Genomic DNA, 16,257 nt, shown 5'->3' on the forward strand with positions numbered 1-16,257 from the left:
ATGAATCATGAAGGAAGAAGACAAAGCTTGGAGGGAAGGCTGCCAAGCCGCGATAGGACAACCGCAAAGCGACGACAGCCGGGGGCCCGCCTGCTTCGTGCTGCCGGAACCGGCGGCAGGAGGCGAAGGCAAGCCGATCAAGGTGCTGTCGACCTCGCTCGGCATCGCGCTGTTCGCGAGCGCCTTTCTCGGAACGGGAGCGGTCACGGCGGAAACGTCCGGCAGTGCGGGCTCGGACGAGCCGAAGCTGGTGTCCTGGTCGACCGATGAAGTGAAGGCATATTTCGATAAGAACGCCGACTGGAGCCTGCCGCTTGATGAAAAGGACGAGACGGAAAACGGCGGCGCCACCTCCGGCGAATCCGGAGGTACCGGAGGAACAACCGTCATCAACAATTACGGCGGTTACGGCTATCATTCCGGGTTCGGCTGGGACGACGTGCTGCTGTACCACATGCTGTTCAACAGCGGAGCCCGCTATTCTTCGGCTACCTACTATCAAGACCGGCGCGCCTATTATGCCGGAACCAACCGAGCTTATCAACCGAAGAGCTATTCCAGCAGCGCCTTCCAGAATAAACCCGTTGCCGGTTCCGTCGTGAAGCCGAAGACCTCGGCCTCGAGCGGAACGTTCAAGAGCCGCGGCACTTCATCGACCAAGGGAAGCATCGGCGGCAAATCGAGCGGTCTCAGCTCCTCGGGATCGTCCAAATCCGGCGGTTCCAAATCGGGCATCTCCGGCAGCAAGTCTTCGGGATTTGGAGGCTTCGGCGGATGACCGGTCGCGAGCGGCAGACTCCCGTATTCTCCGTCTTTGGCGCTCCGCACCCGGACCGGGAGGCCCGGGTTCAGGCGCTGGCGGAGCTGGGCTTTACCTGGGCCGATCTGGAGGAAGAGGCCTACTGGATCGATCAGATTGCCCTGATGGACCGTCCGGTTTACGACGAGCTGGAAGCGGCGGCATCGGCCCTGTGGGAGATCCTCGACAAGACGGCCCGCTACCTGCACAAGAACCCGGTGTTCTATGAGCTGCTCGGCATTCCGGAGGTGCTCTGGAAGATGCTCGACGTCTGCCCGATACCGCCTTCCGGGCTGATCAGCCGGTATGCCCGGTTCGACTTTGCGATCGACCAGGCCGGCGGGATCAAGCTGCTGGAGCTGAATGCGGATACGCCGACCGGCTACGTCGAAGCCTCCGTCGCCACTCCGTGGGCCTGCGAACAAGCCGGAGTCGCCAGCGTGAACGGCGGAATGGCGGAAGCGGTCCGCGCCGCATGGGCGGACTATCGCCCCGATACGATGGCCTGTCTGGCCTACGGTGAACATCTGGAGGATACCGGCACCATCGAGGTCCTTGCCCGGCACAGCGGACGAACGGTCCGCTTCGCCGATTGCTTGGATTTGTCCGTCGACAAAGGCGTCTTAAGGGACGCAGACGGCCGTGCCATCGAGCGGCTGTTTGCCCTCTACCCGAAGGAATGGATGGCGGTGGATGAGGGGGGAGATGCGCTCGCCTATGGAGTTGAGACCGGACGCGTTGCGCTGTTGAACCCGCCGCACAGCATCTTGCTGCAATCCAAAGGGCTGATGGCTGCGGCATGGGGTCTGTTCGAGCTGGGCGTGCTCTTCTCGCCGGAGGAGCGGGAGGCGATACAGCGTTACCTGCTGCCGACCTACAACAAGCCGGTCTTCTCCGGCAGCTTCGTCTCCAAGTCGATGTTCGGCCGCGAGGGCGGTTCGGTCCGTCTCTATGACCGCCAAGGCAACCTGGAGGTCGAAGACCATGACGGGTTCGATACCAGCGCGTTGTTTCCGACCGTATACCAAAAGCGGGCGGAGCTGGCCACGATCGCCACAGCGGAGGGCGACTTGCACTTGCTCACCGGTTTATTCATGCTTAACGGCAGGCCCTGCGGCCTTCTCGGCCGCGCCGGCGGGCCGATCACCGGCAATACGAGCCACTTTATTCCCCTGGGAGTGAGAGAATCATGAGGAAGAATCGACCGGGCCTTCGGCTCTGGCAAGGCGCCGCCGTCCTCTGTTTGGCGCTCGGGCTCACCGCCTGCGCGAGCGATGCGCAGAGCGTGTTTCACACGAGCACCGACGAGGAAACGGCCGCAGCGGAGAATTCCGGCAGCGTGCCTTGGGACTATCGGATCGTCGAGAACACCGTCGGCGATCTGGTCGGCAGCGACATGACGGTGCTGCCCGATAATGTGCTTTTGCCCAACGACGACAACTATGCCACCGGCGACAAGGTCTGGACGCTGCAGTTCATGAGCGCCGAGCTGACCGCGGACGAAGGACAGCGCACCAGCGTCAAGCTGTCCGCCTGGGACACCTTGAAGTCCTACAAGGCCAAGAAGCAGGCCGACGACGACCTGGCTAACCTCAAAGTGACAGTTAAGACCGAAGTGGGCGTGGTGGGAGTCTACAAGACGGAGTATCAAAAGCAGACCCGCGATTTTGCCGTTCTGGAGCTTCCGTCCGGAAACCGGGTGAAGCAGCCGATCGACGAGGATCGGTACAAGGCGCTGGAGAAAGCCAAGACCGCGCAGGTCGTGCTGGAGGAAATACACGATTATTCGGATTACGATGCAGCGTATGCCAAATTCCGGGGGTGGGCGGATTGACCGCAGTCATCAATATTGCAGTAAGCATCATCGTTATGATCGTTTTACAGCTCATCGGCATGATCATCTTCCAATGGATGACGCCGTTTAACGACATGGAAGAATTGAAGCGCGGCAACGTGGCGGTGGGTCTCGCGCTCGGCGGGAAGTTTCTCGCGACGGCCATCATCCTCGGAGTCGCAGCGTTTACCAATACGTCGATTTGGTATATGATGCTGTGGTTCGCCGTCGGCTATGCCTGCCTGATGGCCGCTTATTGGATCTTCGAGCTGGTCACGCGCGGCTTCAATATTTCCCAGGAGCTGCAAAAGGGGAACCGGGCCGTGGGCATTCTGCTGTGCCTGGTGTTCGTCGGGACGGCCTTCGCCGTGAGCAGCCTTATCATCTAATCCCTTCCGGCATGCCCGTTTCGGGCCGGGGACGATCCGAAAAAAAACGAAATGATCAGGGGACTCCTGAAATGAACGTCGAAAAGTGTACCGAATGTAAAGCGATTTTTGATGATCGTTACGAAAAATGTCCCAAATGTGGTCACCCTAACCCTAAACAAAGATGCTTAGTGTGTGGCGGTGAACCTATATATTGGGAGGGCTACTGTGCCGGCTGTTACTACACGGTCAAGGGGATACGTTGAGTGTGGCTTTTATTCCCCCAGCTCGTTCAGTTGGGAGGCTCGAGCGAACGACCGGCTCTAAGGGGCAAGCCCCCAAGAGCCGGTAGGTTCCATCGAGCCTCTTTTCCTCCTTTGCGTTCCGAAGCAAACCCAAGCATGCCGGCAACCGGCATGCTTTTTTTGCCCGGTTATCGCGCGATTCTTTTCTTGCGTCGCTTACTTGGGGCAGGAATAAAAATTTCGTTCCTCCGCGTCAACCCGTTAAAGAGATGCAGGACTTTGGTATCGTTCCGCCCTCGACCTTAGTCGAGCCGCGGCCCCGTTCGCAAGTGCGAAGACAGGAATTCCGGAAGCCTCTATTCTGAACATGGAATACATAACGCCCCGCAAGGGCACACATGATTCAAAAAAGAGAGTGGAAGGGAGACCATTTGCATGAACCGCATTACCCGTTGGTCCTTTCGCAACAAATCGGCGGTCGGCCTCTTGATCGTCATGATTCTCACCGTGGGCATACTGAGCTATTTCCGGCTGCCCATGGAGCTTCTGCCATCGGCGGACGATGTAACCTTGACCGTAACCGTCATCGGTCCGGGCTACGACGCCAAATCGATGGAGCGCGAGGTAACCTCCCCGCTGGAACAGGCATTAAGCGGAATGAAGGGCAAGACGAATCTCTTCTCGACGTCCGGCGACGGCTACACCAAGCTGGACCTGTACTACGAATCGGATACCAACATGAAGGACGCCAAGCGGGAGGCGGAGGAGGCCTTGGCGCAGGTGCAGCTGCCCGAGCGGGTATCGAAGCCCTACGTCATGCAGTACAACACCAGCATGATCCCGATCTCCCAGCTGTCGATCGCCATCCGCGAGGGTCTGTCCCAGCAGGAGCAGGAGAAACTGGAGAAGGAAGTCGTCGATCGCCTGCAAAAGGTCGATGGCGTAGCGAACGTGATGGTTCAAGGCAAGAGTGCACCCGTTGTCGCCGTAACCGCCGATCCGGCGAAGCTCGCGGCGAAGGGAGTGCCGCTGCAAAGCCTGCTCGGCGTGCTTCAGGGCCGCAACAGCACGGTGTCGGTCGGGGAGCGGACGCTGGACGGCCAGAGCGGCAACCTGCTCGTCCTCTCCTCGCTGTCGGATTTGGAGCAACTGAAGCGGCTGCCGGTGGCGCCCGGCGTCGCGCTGCAGGATGTCGCCGCCGTCGAGACCAAGACGGTCAGCGAGAGCATCAGCCGGCTGAACGGCAAGGACGCACTGTTCGCCGCCGTGAACAAGGAAGCGAAGGCCAATGCGGTAACCGTCAGCAAGTCGGTGAGCCGCGCGGTCGACGAGCTGAACAAGGAGTACAGCGGCAAGCTGCAGGTGGATGTGTTCTTCGACACCTCGGATTTCGTCGTCGATTCCGTCAACAGCATGATGCGCGAGGTGCTGCTCGGCGCGCTCTTCGCCACCCTGGTCATCCTGTTCTTCCTGCGCAGCGGGCGGATCACGCTGATCACGATCGTCTCCATCCCGCTGTCGCTCGCGCTTACCTTGTATCTGCTGAGCCTGTCGGGCGTCACGCTCAACGTCATTACCTTGGGCGGCGTAGCCGTTGCGGTCGGACGCTTGGTGGACGACAGCATCGTCGTCATCGAGAACATCTACCGCCGCTTGCAGAAGGAAATCTTCTCCCGCGACCTCATCATCGATGCGACCAAGGAGGTCGCGACCGCCATTACGGCTTCGACGATCACGACGGTGGCCGTGTTCCTGCCGATGGGGCTGCTTAAGGGGAACATGCAGGCCATGCTGCTGCCCTTCGCCCTTACCGTCACCTATTCGCTCATCGCTTCCCTGTTGGTAGCGCTGACCGTAGTTCCGCTCTTAAGCGCGCTTCTTCTGCGCAAGGCGCCGCTGCGCGAGCCCCGCACCCCGCAGGGCTTCACCCGCCTGCTGCACTGGTGTCTCAGCTATAAGGCCGTGCCGCTCGTCCTGGCCGTGCTTCTGTTCGCGGGTTCGATTCTGGCCTATGTCTTCCTGCCCAAGGGGGCGGTCAGCACCCAGGATTCCACGTTCATGAGCGTCACGCTGGAATACCCCAGCGATACGCCGATCAGCAAGGTCCAGGAGCAAGGCGCCAAGCTGGAACGCTTCCTGACCGAACAGCCGGAGAGCAAGTATGTGCTGCTGCAGAGCGGCAACAGCGCCGACAACGCCAAATGGGGCTCGGTGGTTTCGCCCACCCTGGTGGACATCTCGATCGTCTTGAAGGACGGCAAGGAAGCGAAGAACCTGGAGGACCGGATCAACGGGCTGAAGAGCGCCTATCCCGGCGCTTCCCTTACCGCCGGTGTCATGAACTTGATGGGCGGCGGCTCTACGGCGATCCATGTCGACCTGGTCGGCGACGATCCCGATTCGCTCCAAACGGCGGCAGCCGAAGCCGTCAAGAAGATCGGCCAGATCAAAGGCATCGAGAAGGTGGAAAGCAACCAGCAGAACACCAAGCCGGTGATCCGGGTGGAGGTCGATCCGGCCGTTGCCGGTGGACTTGAGATCGGCCAGCAACTGCAAGGCATGTTGAATCCCATTCCGCTCGGCACGATCACGCTGGAGAACCGGACCTCTACGGTTCAATTGGAGCCTCTGGCCAATCCGAAGAAGCTCGACGAGCTGAAGGGCCTGAGCGTCACGACGGCGAGCGGCCCGGCGCTCCTCTCCGGCATCGCCAAGGTGTATACCGACGAAGAACCCAGCATGCTCTATCACAAGGACGGGAAGACGTATGTGCGCATCACCGCCCAGGCGGACCCGCAGAAACTGTCCGTGGTCGGCAAAGAGGTGCAGAAAGCCGTCGACGCTCTGAAGGTTCCGGACGGCGTTCAGGTTCTGGTCGGCGGCGCTTCGGCCGACCAATCGTCCGACATGTCCAGCCTGTTCCTGGTTCTCCTCGTCTCGATCGGGTTGGTTTACCTGATCATGGTGTTGACCTTCAAGACGTTGAGAGCGCCGTTCGCCATTATCATGTCGCTGCCGCTTGCCGCCATCGGCGCCGTCGGCGGCCTGCTGATCGCCCGAGTGACGCCCGATTACACAGCAATCTTCGGGGCTCTGATGCTGGTCGGCATCGTGGTGACCAACGCCATCGTGCTGATCGACCGCGTGAAGCACAACGAAGAGACGATGCCGATCCGCGAAGCGCTCGTGGAAGCGGCGGGAACCCGGATGCGCCCGATTCTGATGACGGCGCTCGCCACGATCTGCGCCATGCTGCCGCTCTTGTTCAGCGAAGCGGAAATGGGCAGCATCGTCTCGAAGAGCCTGGCGATCGTCGTGGTCGGCGGCCTCACCGTCGCCACCTTCCTGACGCTCATCATCGTTCCGGCCGTGTATGAACTGCTCTACTTCCGCAAGTCCGCCCGTCAGCGCAGACGGACCGCAGTTATCGTTCCGGTGGATGCGGCAGAAGTGCAGGTCGGTTGACAGAGTTGGACCGGCGGAGTTAAACTGCAGCAAATGGAACAAGGTGGAAGAGAAAGGCCGGAGGAAGTTGCCTTCGGCCTCTTCTCTATCCAATCGGGGGGGACGATATGGGGATGATTGTAGCGATCGGCGGCGGAGAGTTGTCGCTTGGAGAGACGCGGAGCATCGACCGCGAGATTATTCGGTTGACGGGCAAAGAGAATCCCAACGCTCTGTTCCTGCCGACGGCGAGCGGAGACGCCGCCGGTTATTGCGACACGTTCGAGCGGGTCTATGGAGCGGAGGAAGGCTGCTGGACGCGGGTGCTCAAGCTGGTTGACGAGGCACCCGACCCCGTCTCGATTCGGGAGTCGGTGGAGTGGGCCGACCTCATCTATGTCGGCGGAGGGGATACCGGCGAGATGCTGCGGCTGTGGCACCTTCACGGCGTCGACGATCTCCTGCGCGAAGCTTACCGGCGCGGAACGGTGCTGGCCGGGCTCAGCGCGGGTTCCATCTGCTGGTTCGAACAGGGCCACAGCGATACGGAGCGGTTCGCCGAAGACGGGGATTGGGTCTATATCCGGCTGGAAGCTCTCGGCCTCATCCCCGGTTTCCATTGTCCCCATTACGACGAGGACGGCCGGAGACCCAGCTACCTGAAGATGGTCCAGGAATCCGGCTTGGCGGGCGTTGCCCTCCAAAACCGGTGTGCCCTGATCCTGAAGGATGGAAGCTACCGGGTCCTGACGGCCTCGCCGGAGGCACGTGCTTATTGGATAGAGGCGGAGGACGGAGAGGCCAGAGAGCGGGAACTTCCGGTGCTGCCGGAATTTCGCCCTTATCCGCCCGGGAAAAGGAGATAAAACCTGCAGGAAATCGCGTTTAACCTCCGCCGCGACCGGGTAAGGAAGAATAACCGAACGACAGTTGGCCGTTTATTCTTACTCGAACTTAAGCAAGGAGGGACCTGCGATGTCGACAGACAACAGGGAGAACAAAGCCTCGCAAGAGGAGCTTCGCGATAAAATCCACAGCAAATCGGAAGAGACCAAAATCAAGCTCAAAGAGCTTTCACAAAAGATGAATGGCATCATCGGCAAGCTGAATGAAATGCCCGAGGGCTTTGGATTGCCGCTTGCCCAGCGCACGCGGGACAATCGAGACAGCCGGACCGATCCGGTTCGCTCGATGCATCCCTCCGGTCGCGGCCAGCAGCCGGAGCTGCATCCGTCCGGCAGGGGCGGCATCCACGATTTGCATCCGTCGGACCGGATTCTGGAAGACAATTGGAATCGCCGGAATTCGTCGGAGAAGGCAAGCGCCGCCGGCCGCCTGCGCTCCCCGGAAACGGAGCGGTAAGGGTCCGGTATTCGATTCAGAGCCATTGCATATGCATCTGTAGAAACGGGTTCCGTTTCGAAAGGAGGCGCAGGCAATGGCTTTTAAGTTGTCGGCTGAGCGGGTTTCCTTGATGACCGTGCGGCCGGAGGATGCTCCGCTCATCGCCGCCTGGCTGAACGATCTCGACGTTTCGCTGCCGCTGGGCGGCGAAGCCTACACGCCGACGTTTGCCGAGCGAACCCGGCGGGAGATCGAGACGGACGCGCAGAACCACGCGTTCCTCATCGTTCACCGCGAAGATGGGGTAGCGATCGGCCGGTGTGCATTGTTTGGCCTTGACCTCATCAACCGCAGCAGCAAAGCGGGCCTGTTCATCGGGGAGAAGGCCTATTGGAACCGGGGGCTGGGCCTGGAAGCGCTGAATCTGCTTTTGGATTATGGTTTCAACCTGCTGAACCTGCACAGCATCATGCTCGGGGTGTTCGATTTCAACGAGCGCGCCATTCGCTGTTACCGGAAGGCGGGCTTTCGGGAAACCGGCCGAATGCGCGAAGCGCGGCTGATCGCCGGCCGCTATCATGACGTGATCCTCATGGATATGCTGGCGGAGGAGTATTCGGCGGGAAAATTGGGGGTTGGAACGGGAAACATGGCGAATCTGGATACCGTGCAAGGGCTTTGAACGACTTTCTGCCGATTGTTTAAAAAGACGCAACGAGAAAAAGGTTGCCGGAGAGGCAACCTTTTTGCTTTGCCGATGGACAGTCTGCATGTCCGGCTTCAGGCATGGCCGATATGCTGCAAGGTTTGCAGGAAGATCTGCTCGATATGGGTGTCATCGAGGGAATAATAAACCGTCTTGCCCTGTTTGCGGCGCTTGACGATCCGGGTATTGCGCAGCGCGCGGAGTTGATGGGACACGGCCGATTGACCCATGTCCAGCAGGACGGTCAAGTCGTGCACGCAAAGCTCTTTTTGCAGAAGGGCGGCGATGATGCGGATTCGCGTCGGATCGCTGAAAGCCTTGAACCAATCCGCCATCTCCGATGCGGCCTGGAGACTGATCATCTCCTTCTTGATGGGGCGCAGATCCGTTTCCGTTCCCGAGCAGGCGGAGTCGCATTCGTCCAGTTTATCCAGTTCGCTGACCATAGAAACCTCCATTTTTGCTTTGCTTGACCCTATTATAGCCAATGCAGCGACGGAACGGAACCGAAGATGAAGGATTGACAAAAAAGCGGTCCAGTGAATATACTATATATGAACAGTTGCTCATATGTTATTGTTGAGGAGGAACGGATATGGCAGCCTCGAACGAGTTGGTCAGACGCGAGCTGACCCTGGAAGGACTCGACTGCGCGAGCTGCGCGGCCAAAATAGAACGGAATGTCGGCGGTCTGGAAGGCGTAGCCCGCTGTACGGTGAATTTCGCCAATCAATCCATGATGGTGGAGGTTCCGACCAGCCGGGAAGCCGGACTTATCCAGCAGGCGGTCGAGCTCATCCGCAAGCTCGAGCCGCAGGTGCGCGTGCGCCCGGCGGGTTCCTCGGGCGGGCCTGCGGCCCTGGCCGCGGGAGGCGCCGAAGCCCATGGGCATTCCCATGATGATAACGACGCCGATGAACACGGGCACGGCCATTCCCATGAGCATGGGGAAGGCGGCTCGGAGACCCGAGTCCTCATCGGCCGGCTCATTGCCGGCGCTGTGGTGGCCGCGGCAGCCTGGCTGTTTCCCGAAGGAGCGTGGATTTCCATCGCCCTGTATGTGGGCGCCTATCTGATCGTCGGAGCGGATATTGTGCTGCAGGCGGTCAAGAATATTATTCGGGGACAAGTGTTCGACGAATTCTTCTTGATGTCGCTCGCCACCATCGGCGCGTTCGCCGTCGGACAATATCCCGAGGGCGTGGCGGTTATGCTCTTCTATCAGGTCGGGGAGCTGTTTCAGAGCCTGGCCGTGAACCGCTCGCGGCGCTCGATCAAATCGCTGCTTGCCATTCGGCCCGATTACGCCAATGTGCTGCGCGACGGGGCGGAGGTCAAGCTGTCGCCGGACGAGGTTCACATCGGCGACCGGATTCGGATCAAGCCGGGAGAGCGGGTGCCGCTGGACGGCGTGGTTCAGGAAGGCAGCTCGTTCCTCGATACGTCCGCTCTGACCGGGGAGTCCGTTCCCCGGGAAGCCTCCGTCGGCAGCACGGTGCTGAGCGGCTCCATCAACGGGGGCGGCGTGCTTCTCGTGGAGGTCACCAAGGAGTTTGCGGAATCCACCGTCTCCAAGATTCTGGAATTGGTCCAGAACGCCAGCGCCAACAAGGCCAAGACGGAGAACTTTATCACCAAATTCGCCCGCTATTATACCCCGGCCGTTGTCTTGACCGCTCTTGTACTCGCCATTCTTCCGCCGCTTGTGATCAGCGGGGCTGCCTTTTCCGATTGGCTGTACCGGGCCCTGATCTTCCTGGTCATCTCCTGTCCCTGCGCTTTGGTGGTCTCCATCCCGCTCGGATTCTTCGGCGGCATTGGGGCGGCCTCCAAGCAGGGCATTCTGGTCAAGGGCAGCAACTACCTGGAAGCCCTGAACGATGCGCGCTATGTAGTGTTTGACAAGACGGGCACCTTGACGAAAGGCGTCTTCCAAGTGAGCGAGATCAAGCCTGCCGGTTCATTCTCCGAAGAGGAACTGCTGGAATATGCCGCCGGAGCGGAGGCTTATTCCAGCCATCCCATCGCCGTGTCGATCCGCGCCCGATACGGCAAGGAGATCGAGGCGAACCGCTTGTCCGATTATTCGGAGATCTCCGGACACGGCGTTCGCGTCGTCTACGGGGGGAAAACGGTGCTTGCCGGCAATGCCAAACTGATGGAGCGGGAGAACATCGCCTACGGATCGGACGATGATGCCGGTACGGTCGTTCATCTGGCGGTCGACGGCCGCTATGCGGGTTCGATCCTCATCGCCGACGAGGTGAAGGAGGATTCGGCCGAAGCGATCCGCGAGCTGAAGGCGTTGGGCGTCCGCAAGACGATCATGCTGACGGGCGATACCCGCCGAACTGGCGAGGCCGTCGGCCGCAAGCTGGGACTCGACGAGGTGCATGCGGAGCTGCTGCCCGAGGGGAAGGTTCGCGAGATCGAGCGGCTGGAGCGGGAGAAGGCTCCGAAGGAAAAAATTCTGTTCGTCGGCGACGGGATCAACGACACGCCCGTGCTGGCACGGGCCGATGTCGGAATCGCCATGGGCGGACTCGGCTCCGATGCCGCCATTGAAGCGGCCGATGTCGTCATCATGACCGACCAGCCCTCCAAGATCGCGGAGGCGATCCGCCTTTCGCGCCGGACCCGGCGGATCGTCTGGCAGAACATCGTATTCGCCTTGGCGGTGAAGGGCATCTTCCTGCTGCTCGGAGCCTTCGGCTTCGCCACGATGTGGGAGGCGGTATTCTCGGACGTCGGCGTGACTGTCCTCGCCGTCCTCAACAGCATGCGCGTCCTTCGGGTTAAGGCAAAGACCGCTTAAGCGGCAACAAGAAGAAGGCGGCTCGATCAGAGCCGCCTTCTTTGGTGTGCTGCGCATAGCTTAGGGTTGGTTCAATTAGAAGAAGGATTTCAGGATGATGACGAGCAGAACGAACAGCACCAGAACAAATGCGAAGGAAGAACCATAGCCGCCTGCAACAACTCCCATCGTGACTCACCCCTTCCAATGGAACTTCCGTATTATATGGCTGCCGGGAAGGGTTGGTATAGACGTATCCCCAGACTCCGCAAGCTGGGCTAATCGATAGCGGACGCTTGCGCTTATACGGATCGGGAGCGGTTGGGCATTGCGCATACGAAGCGGCTGATGTACCCTGAGGTCAGGCCTGCCGGGCCGCGCTGTCCGCAAGCCAGGTCAGGACGGCCGCCGCCACGTCGCCGCGGCTCGTTTCGTTGTGAAGCTCGTGCTTCAGCCCCGGCCACTCGCGGTAAACGCATAGCTCGCCGGCCCTGTCGGCGAATCGTCGGCTTGCCGCACGCGAAGTGACGCCATCGTCGCCGCCATGCATCAGCAGAAGAGGAACCGAAAGCCGGGAGGCTTCGCCGATCGCCCAGAGCCCCGCCTTCTGAACGCCGAAGAAGAAGCCGGCGCTGATGCTGCCGTGCACGAGCGGATCGGTGCGGTACCGGTTCTGCATCTCCGGATCGGCGGTGAGATCCTCCGCCTTCATCGGCCGCTTGCTGCTGTACTGCGGATAGAGGCGGGAGGCGAGATAAGCGCCGGCCATCTGAAAGATCGGCGGCCTAAAGGCCAGCTCCAGCCAAGGACCGGTCACAATGGCCCCGGCTATGGAAGGCTGGCGACGCAGCAAGTAGTTCAGCGTCGTATTCCCGCCCATGCTGTGCCCGTAGAGGTAATAGGGGAGATCGGGGTACAGGCCCTGGGCCTCCTGCGTCATCCGGTCGATGCCGGCAAGCAGCGACTCGTAGGAGGGGGCATGCCCGCGGCGGCCTTCCGATCGGCCGTGTCCAATCTGATCGAACGCCAATACGGCATAGCCGGCTTCGTTGAGGTAGGCGGCCACGTGCTCGTACCGGCCGGAATGTTCACCCATGCCGTGCACGATCCCGACCGTTCCCCGGAGGGGAACGGAGGGAGAGGGATCGGATTGCCAGGCGTACAGGCGGGTGCCGTCGGCCAGCGTCCAAGACAGCTCTTTTTGGTAACTCAGAAGAGGGCTCATGTTCAACTTCCTTTCCCCGGCAGTCCGGCGGCAGATTGTTTATGGAAGAAGAGAAATTCGAATCCTAGATAGCGGAGGTTCATTTATGGAAAGCGCAGCCAAGAGCAAACTAAATCGGGAACAGCTCGACCGAATCGTTCTCGACAACCTGAACGGGAAAATCGCCGAGTGCCGGGAGCTCACCGACGGCTGGGCCAATTCGGCTTATCGGCTCAAGCTGGAAGACGGCCGGGAGGCGATTTTGAAAGCGGCTCCATCCAACCGCCAGGGCCTCATGCGGTGCGAACGGGACAACATGCGCGCTGAAGTGGAAGCGATCCGGCTTGTGCGGGAGCACGGCATTGTCCTGCCGACTCCGGAAATCTACGCTTACGACCCGTCCCGTTCTAAGGTTCCGTGCGAGTATTTTTTGATGCAAAGGCTGGAAGGCGAACCCTACAACAAAGTCAAGGAAGGCTTGAGCCAGAACGAGCGGGACGCCATTGAGCGCGAGCTGGGGGTACTGAACCGGCGGCTTCATGAGCTGAAGGGCAGGCGGTTCGGCTATTTTTGCCTGGACAACGGCTCAGCCGACACCTGGACGGATGCTTTTCGCCTGTTGATGGAAGACTTGCTGCTGGACGGAGAAGAGGCGGGCGTCGAGCTGCCGGTCCGTTACGCCGACATCCGCCGCGAGGTCGAAGCGCGCATCGGCGCCTGCTCCGAGGTCAAGGAACCGACGCTTGTCCACTGGGACCTCTGGGACGGTAATGTCTTCGTCCAAGACGGCCGCATCACCGGCATCATCGACTTCGAGCGCGCGCTCTGGGCCGATCCGCTCATGGAAGCCTACTTCGGCAAGTGGCAGGAAGCTTCGGCTTACCGGCAGGGCTATGGGAAAGAACGGCTCACCGAAGAGGAAGCCATCCGCCGCCAGCTGTACATCCTGTACCTCGACCTGATAATGGTGATCGAATGCAAATACCGCCAGTACACCAACCGGGACCATGTCGCCTGGACGCTGTCCAATCTGAAGGAGGGGCTCACCGGCTTGCTGAAATGAAACCTTGCTTGCCGCCTTGCCGTATGAATGAAAATACTGCGAACGCGCGGGCAAGAAGGAGAGAAGAGAGAGCATGCACCTTAGAAACGGATTGAAATCCATCCTGCAAGCCAACCTGCTGGTCCGGGCGGTGCTGGTCATCCTGTTGATCGGCCTGACCATTCTGGTCTATTCCAAGATCGGCTTCCTGTTCCGGCCGCTGACCGTCTTATTCAAGACGATAGCACTCCCCGTAATTCTAACCGGAATCGCCTATTATCTGCTGAACCCCATCGTCGATTACCTGGAGACGAAGAGACTCAAACGGGCTTATTCCATCCTGCTCCTGTACCTCGCCATCGCCGGTCTCCTCGTGCTGCTGGTGCTGAATGTCATCCCGTTTCTGTCCCGGCAGATCGCCGGACTGATCGAGAACCTGCCGCTCTACAGCACTCAGGTTCAGGAGCAGGTGAAGCAGCTCATGGCAAGTCCCTATCTCAGCCAGTTCAACCAATGGACCGGGAGCGACCCGGTGGCGTGGACGGACAACCTGTCCGGCGACGTGAGCGGCTTCCTGACCAACATCATGGGCGGCCTCGGCTCCTTCATCACGGCGCTGAAGGACATCGTCCTGGCGCTGGCGATGCTGCCGTTCATCCTGTTCTATCTCTTGAAGGACGGCAAGAAGCTGCCGAAGTATCTCCTCAGCTTCGCCCCGACCCGGCTACGGAACCGCTCCTTCCGCATCATGTCGGAGATGAACGGGCAGATCAGCTCGTATATCCGCGGGCAGATTATCGTCAGCTTCTGCATCGGCGCGCTTCTCTACATCGGCTACCTCATCATTGGCTTGAAATATTCCCTGGTGCTCGCCCTCATCGCCTCTTGCACGAGCATCATTCCTTACCTGGGACCGGCGATCGCAATTACGCCCGCGCTGATCGTGGCCGCGGTCACTTCGCCGGCGATGCTGCTCAAAATGATCGTCATTTGGACCATCGTCCAACTGATCGAGGGGAAGTTCATTTCTCCCCAGATCATGGGCAAGAGCCTACATGTCCATCCGGTCACGATCATCTTCGTCATCCTGACCGCCGGCAACCTGTTCGGCGTCGTCGGCGTTATCCTCGCGGTACCCGGCTACGCGGTGCTGAAGGTCGTGGCGACCAACGCGTTCGCCTGGTTCCGGGTGCGCTCGGGCTGGTACGCTCCGCTTCCGGCCGCCGCCGATGCGCCTGAGGCTGCCGAGGAATCGTAGCTGCCGCTTAAAGCTTCGGCTAGATCATTTGAACCTGCCCCCTGTGCGGCAGGTTTTTTTGCGCAGGGCTGGAACCGGACGGATCTCCGTCAGCCGATACCTGTTTGAAAAGTAGAGTTCGTCTTGAACCATATCCTATTCGACAAACTCCTCTACCTTATCCGCGAGGAACAAGCGGTAGATCAGCACGACGATGATCTTGACCACCAGATAGATCGGCAGCGCAGCGAGAATGCCGACGATGCCGAGCAGATCGCCGCCTACCAGAACCAGAACGACCGTGGTGAGCGGATGGACGTCGAGCCGTTTGCCGTAGATATGGGGGGCGAGCAGATTGCCTTCAATTTGCTGGGCCACCAGGATGATCACCAGCACCCAGACGGCCGTGGTCGGGGAGTCGATGAAGCCGACGATCAAGCAGGGAACCGCCCCGAGAAATTGGCCGATGTACGGAATCAGGTTGAAGAACAGCGAGACTACCGCAAGCAGCAGCGAATAGGGAAGGCCGATGAAGAGAAATCCGATGTACATCATCAGCGCGAGCAGCGAGGTAATCATCACCCGGCCGACGATATACCCGCTGAGAGCGGTGTCCATGTCATGGAGCGCAACTTTGACGTCCCGGCGGTATGCCCGCGGCACCAGCTTCAGGATTCGCTTCGGCAGCTTGTTGCCCTCTTTCAGGAAGTAATAGAGAATAAACGGCACCGTCGACACGACGAACAGGAAGTTCGTAAACGCCGACACGGAGTTGGTCACGTAATTGGTCACGTACGTGATGCTCTGATCCAGGTATTTCGTCAGGTTCTGCGTCCAATCCGTTCCCTTCGATCCGATCATCGAGAACAGCTTGCTGTCCTGCAATTGATTGAGCTGGCTCTGAAACCCGCTGACGAGCTGAGGAATGTTATCGAGGAGCGTCTGAAGCTGGGTTCGCAAGAGCGGCCAGACGAGCAGAGACAGCACGATGATGAAGGCCGTCAACAGAAAGTACAGCAGCAGAATAGACGCTGACCGGTTCAGCTTCCGGCTGGACAGGTAGTTGATGGACGGCCGAAACATGTAATAAAAAAAGCCCGCCAGCATGAAGGGGAGAGCGAGGATTTTCACAATCGAGACGACGGGATTCAGCAGAAAGCTGACCTTGGTCACCAGATAGATAATCAACAGAACGGCAATGATCTTCAAAGAATTGCGAAAGAACCGGCTTTGCAGCATC

The 16,257-nt window shown here is 59.8% G+C and carries 15 protein-coding genes; 11 read left to right on the forward strand and 4 right to left on the reverse strand.

Features of this window, described 5'->3' with window-relative positions; all coding sequences use genetic code 11:
• Positions 1 to 7 precede the first annotated feature (7 nt).
• The 8 genes from ACSEXS_RS07790 (at position 8) to ACSEXS_RS07825 (ending at position 8,716) form a co-directional block, all read left to right on the forward strand.
• Positions 8 to 778, forward strand: a complete 771-nt coding sequence (locus ACSEXS_RS07790) for a hypothetical protein (RefSeq protein WP_438432594.1) — start codon at positions 8 to 10, stop codon at positions 776 to 778.
• The gene (locus ACSEXS_RS07795; RefSeq protein ID WP_438432595.1) at positions 775 to 1,992 is read left to right on the forward strand and encodes a glutathionylspermidine synthase family protein; all 1,218 of its coding nucleotides are present in this window, start codon (positions 775 to 777) and stop codon (positions 1,990 to 1,992) included. Before ACSEXS_RS07790 ends, ACSEXS_RS07795 begins: the two co-directional genes overlap by 4 nt.
• On the forward strand, positions 1,989 to 2,633 hold the full coding sequence (locus ACSEXS_RS07800; protein WP_438432596.1) for a signal peptide protein: 645 nt from the start codon (positions 1,989 to 1,991) through the stop codon (positions 2,631 to 2,633). Before ACSEXS_RS07795 ends, ACSEXS_RS07800 begins: the two co-directional genes overlap by 4 nt.
• Positions 2,630 to 3,022 (forward strand): DUF350 domain-containing protein, encoded by a 393-nt coding sequence (locus tag ACSEXS_RS07805; protein ID WP_438432597.1) that lies wholly within the window; start codon positions 2,630 to 2,632, stop codon positions 3,020 to 3,022. Before ACSEXS_RS07800 ends, ACSEXS_RS07805 begins: the two co-directional genes overlap by 4 nt.
• 659 nt (positions 3,023 to 3,681) lie before the next feature.
• Positions 3,682 to 6,711, forward strand: a complete 3,030-nt coding sequence (locus ACSEXS_RS07810; protein ID WP_438432598.1) for an efflux RND transporter permease subunit — start codon at positions 3,682 to 3,684, stop codon at positions 6,709 to 6,711.
• Between the two features lie 107 nt (positions 6,712 to 6,818).
• Positions 6,819 to 7,556: a Type 1 glutamine amidotransferase-like domain-containing protein gene (locus tag ACSEXS_RS07815; RefSeq protein WP_438432599.1), complete on the forward strand. Its 738-nt coding sequence runs from the start codon at positions 6,819 to 6,821 to the stop codon at positions 7,554 to 7,556.
• A 109-nt stretch (positions 7,557 to 7,665) separates the two neighbouring features.
• Positions 7,666 to 8,052, forward strand: coding sequence for a hypothetical protein (locus ACSEXS_RS07820; protein WP_438432600.1), 387 nt, complete (start codon positions 7,666 to 7,668; stop codon positions 8,050 to 8,052).
• A 76-nt stretch (positions 8,053 to 8,128) separates the two neighbouring features.
• Positions 8,129 to 8,716, forward strand: a complete 588-nt coding sequence (locus ACSEXS_RS07825; protein ID WP_438432601.1) for a GNAT family N-acetyltransferase — start codon at positions 8,129 to 8,131, stop codon at positions 8,714 to 8,716.
• A 98-nt stretch (positions 8,717 to 8,814) separates the two neighbouring features.
• Here the strand turns inward: ACSEXS_RS07825 and ACSEXS_RS07830 are convergent, their stop codons facing one another.
• Entirely contained in the window at positions 8,815 to 9,186 is a 372-nt protein-coding gene (locus ACSEXS_RS07830) for an ArsR/SmtB family transcription factor (RefSeq protein WP_438432602.1), read from the reverse strand.
• Positions 9,187 to 9,335: 149 nt separating this feature from the next.
• On the opposite strand from ACSEXS_RS07830, the gene ACSEXS_RS07835 reads away from it, so the two are divergent.
• Positions 9,336 to 11,555, forward strand: coding sequence for a heavy metal translocating P-type ATPase (locus ACSEXS_RS07835; RefSeq protein ID WP_438432603.1), 2,220 nt, complete (start codon positions 9,336 to 9,338; stop codon positions 11,553 to 11,555).
• A gap of 75 nt (positions 11,556 to 11,630) precedes the next feature.
• Here the strand turns inward: ACSEXS_RS07835 and ACSEXS_RS07840 are convergent, their stop codons facing one another.
• Together ACSEXS_RS07840 and ACSEXS_RS07845 are read right to left on the reverse strand one after the other, a co-directional pair.
• Positions 11,631 to 11,723 (reverse strand): YjcZ family sporulation protein, encoded by a 93-nt coding sequence (locus ACSEXS_RS07840; RefSeq protein ID WP_438432604.1) that lies wholly within the window; start codon positions 11,721 to 11,723, stop codon positions 11,631 to 11,633.
• 172 nt (positions 11,724 to 11,895) lie between these two features.
• Positions 11,896 to 12,759 carry an alpha/beta hydrolase gene (locus tag ACSEXS_RS07845; protein WP_438432605.1) on the reverse strand — a complete coding sequence of 288 codons (864 nt, stop codon included), beginning with the start codon at positions 12,757 to 12,759 and terminating at the stop codon, positions 11,896 to 11,898.
• A gap of 85 nt (positions 12,760 to 12,844) precedes the next feature.
• Here ACSEXS_RS07845 and ACSEXS_RS07850 point away from each other — a divergent pair, with 85 nt between their 5' ends.
• Both ACSEXS_RS07850 and ACSEXS_RS07855 read left to right on the forward strand, forming a co-directional pair.
• Entirely contained in the window at positions 12,845 to 13,801 is a 957-nt protein-coding gene (locus tag ACSEXS_RS07850) for a phosphotransferase family protein (RefSeq protein ID WP_438432606.1), read from the forward strand.
• 73 nt (positions 13,802 to 13,874) lie between these two features.
• The gene (locus ACSEXS_RS07855; RefSeq protein WP_438432607.1) at positions 13,875 to 15,038 is read left to right on the forward strand and encodes an AI-2E family transporter; all 1,164 of its coding nucleotides are present in this window, start codon (positions 13,875 to 13,877) and stop codon (positions 15,036 to 15,038) included.
• Positions 15,039 to 15,173: 135 nt separating this feature from the next.
• On the opposite strand, the gene ACSEXS_RS07860 is transcribed toward ACSEXS_RS07855, so the two are convergent.
• On the reverse strand, positions 15,174 to 16,256 hold the full coding sequence (locus ACSEXS_RS07860; RefSeq protein WP_438432608.1) for an AI-2E family transporter: 1,083 nt from the start codon (positions 16,254 to 16,256) through the stop codon (positions 15,174 to 15,176).
• Position 16,257: the final 1 nt, after the last annotated feature.

It is taken from the genome of Gorillibacterium terrae, assembly GCF_051594785.1.
GTDB lineage: Bacteria > Bacillota > Bacilli > Paenibacillales > NBRC-103111 > Gorillibacterium.

Bases quoted from the DNA above. Each gene is read 5' to 3' on its own strand.
- ACSEXS_RS07810 (WP_438432598.1), top strand. From the start codon at position 3,682: ATGAACCGCATTACCCGTTGGTCCTTTCGCAACAAATCGGCGGTCGGC.
- ACSEXS_RS07795 (WP_438432595.1), top strand. From the start codon at position 775: ATGACCGGTCGCGAGCGGCAGACTCCCGTATTCTCCGTCTTTGGCGCT.
- ACSEXS_RS07820 (WP_438432600.1), top strand. From the start codon at position 7,666: ATGTCGACAGACAACAGGGAGAACAAAGCCTCGCAAGAGGAGCTTCGC.
- ACSEXS_RS07835 (WP_438432603.1), top strand. From the start codon at position 9,336: ATGGCAGCCTCGAACGAGTTGGTCAGACGCGAGCTGACCCTGGAAGGA.
- ACSEXS_RS07825 (WP_438432601.1), top strand. From the start codon at position 8,129: ATGGCTTTTAAGTTGTCGGCTGAGCGGGTTTCCTTGATGACCGTGCGG.
- ACSEXS_RS07830 (WP_438432602.1), bottom strand. From the start codon at position 9,186: ATGGTCAGCGAACTGGATAAACTGGACGAATGCGACTCCGCCTGCTCG.
- ACSEXS_RS07800 (WP_438432596.1), top strand. From the start codon at position 1,989: ATGAGGAAGAATCGACCGGGCCTTCGGCTCTGGCAAGGCGCCGCCGTC.
- ACSEXS_RS07840 (WP_438432604.1), bottom strand. From the start codon at position 11,723: ATGGGAGTTGTTGCAGGCGGCTATGGTTCTTCCTTCGCATTTGTTCTG.
- ACSEXS_RS07790 (WP_438432594.1), top strand. From the start codon at position 8: ATGAAGGAAGAAGACAAAGCTTGGAGGGAAGGCTGCCAAGCCGCGATA.
- ACSEXS_RS07845 (WP_438432605.1), bottom strand. From the start codon at position 12,759: ATGAGCCCTCTTCTGAGTTACCAAAAAGAGCTGTCTTGGACGCTGGCC.
- ACSEXS_RS07855 (WP_438432607.1), top strand. From the start codon at position 13,875: ATGCACCTTAGAAACGGATTGAAATCCATCCTGCAAGCCAACCTGCTG.
- ACSEXS_RS07860 (WP_438432608.1), bottom strand. From the start codon at position 16,256: ATGCTGCAAAGCCGGTTCTTTCGCAATTCTTTGAAGATCATTGCCGTT.
- ACSEXS_RS07850 (WP_438432606.1), top strand. From the start codon at position 12,845: ATGGAAAGCGCAGCCAAGAGCAAACTAAATCGGGAACAGCTCGACCGA.
- ACSEXS_RS07815 (WP_438432599.1), top strand. From the start codon at position 6,819: ATGGGGATGATTGTAGCGATCGGCGGCGGAGAGTTGTCGCTTGGAGAG.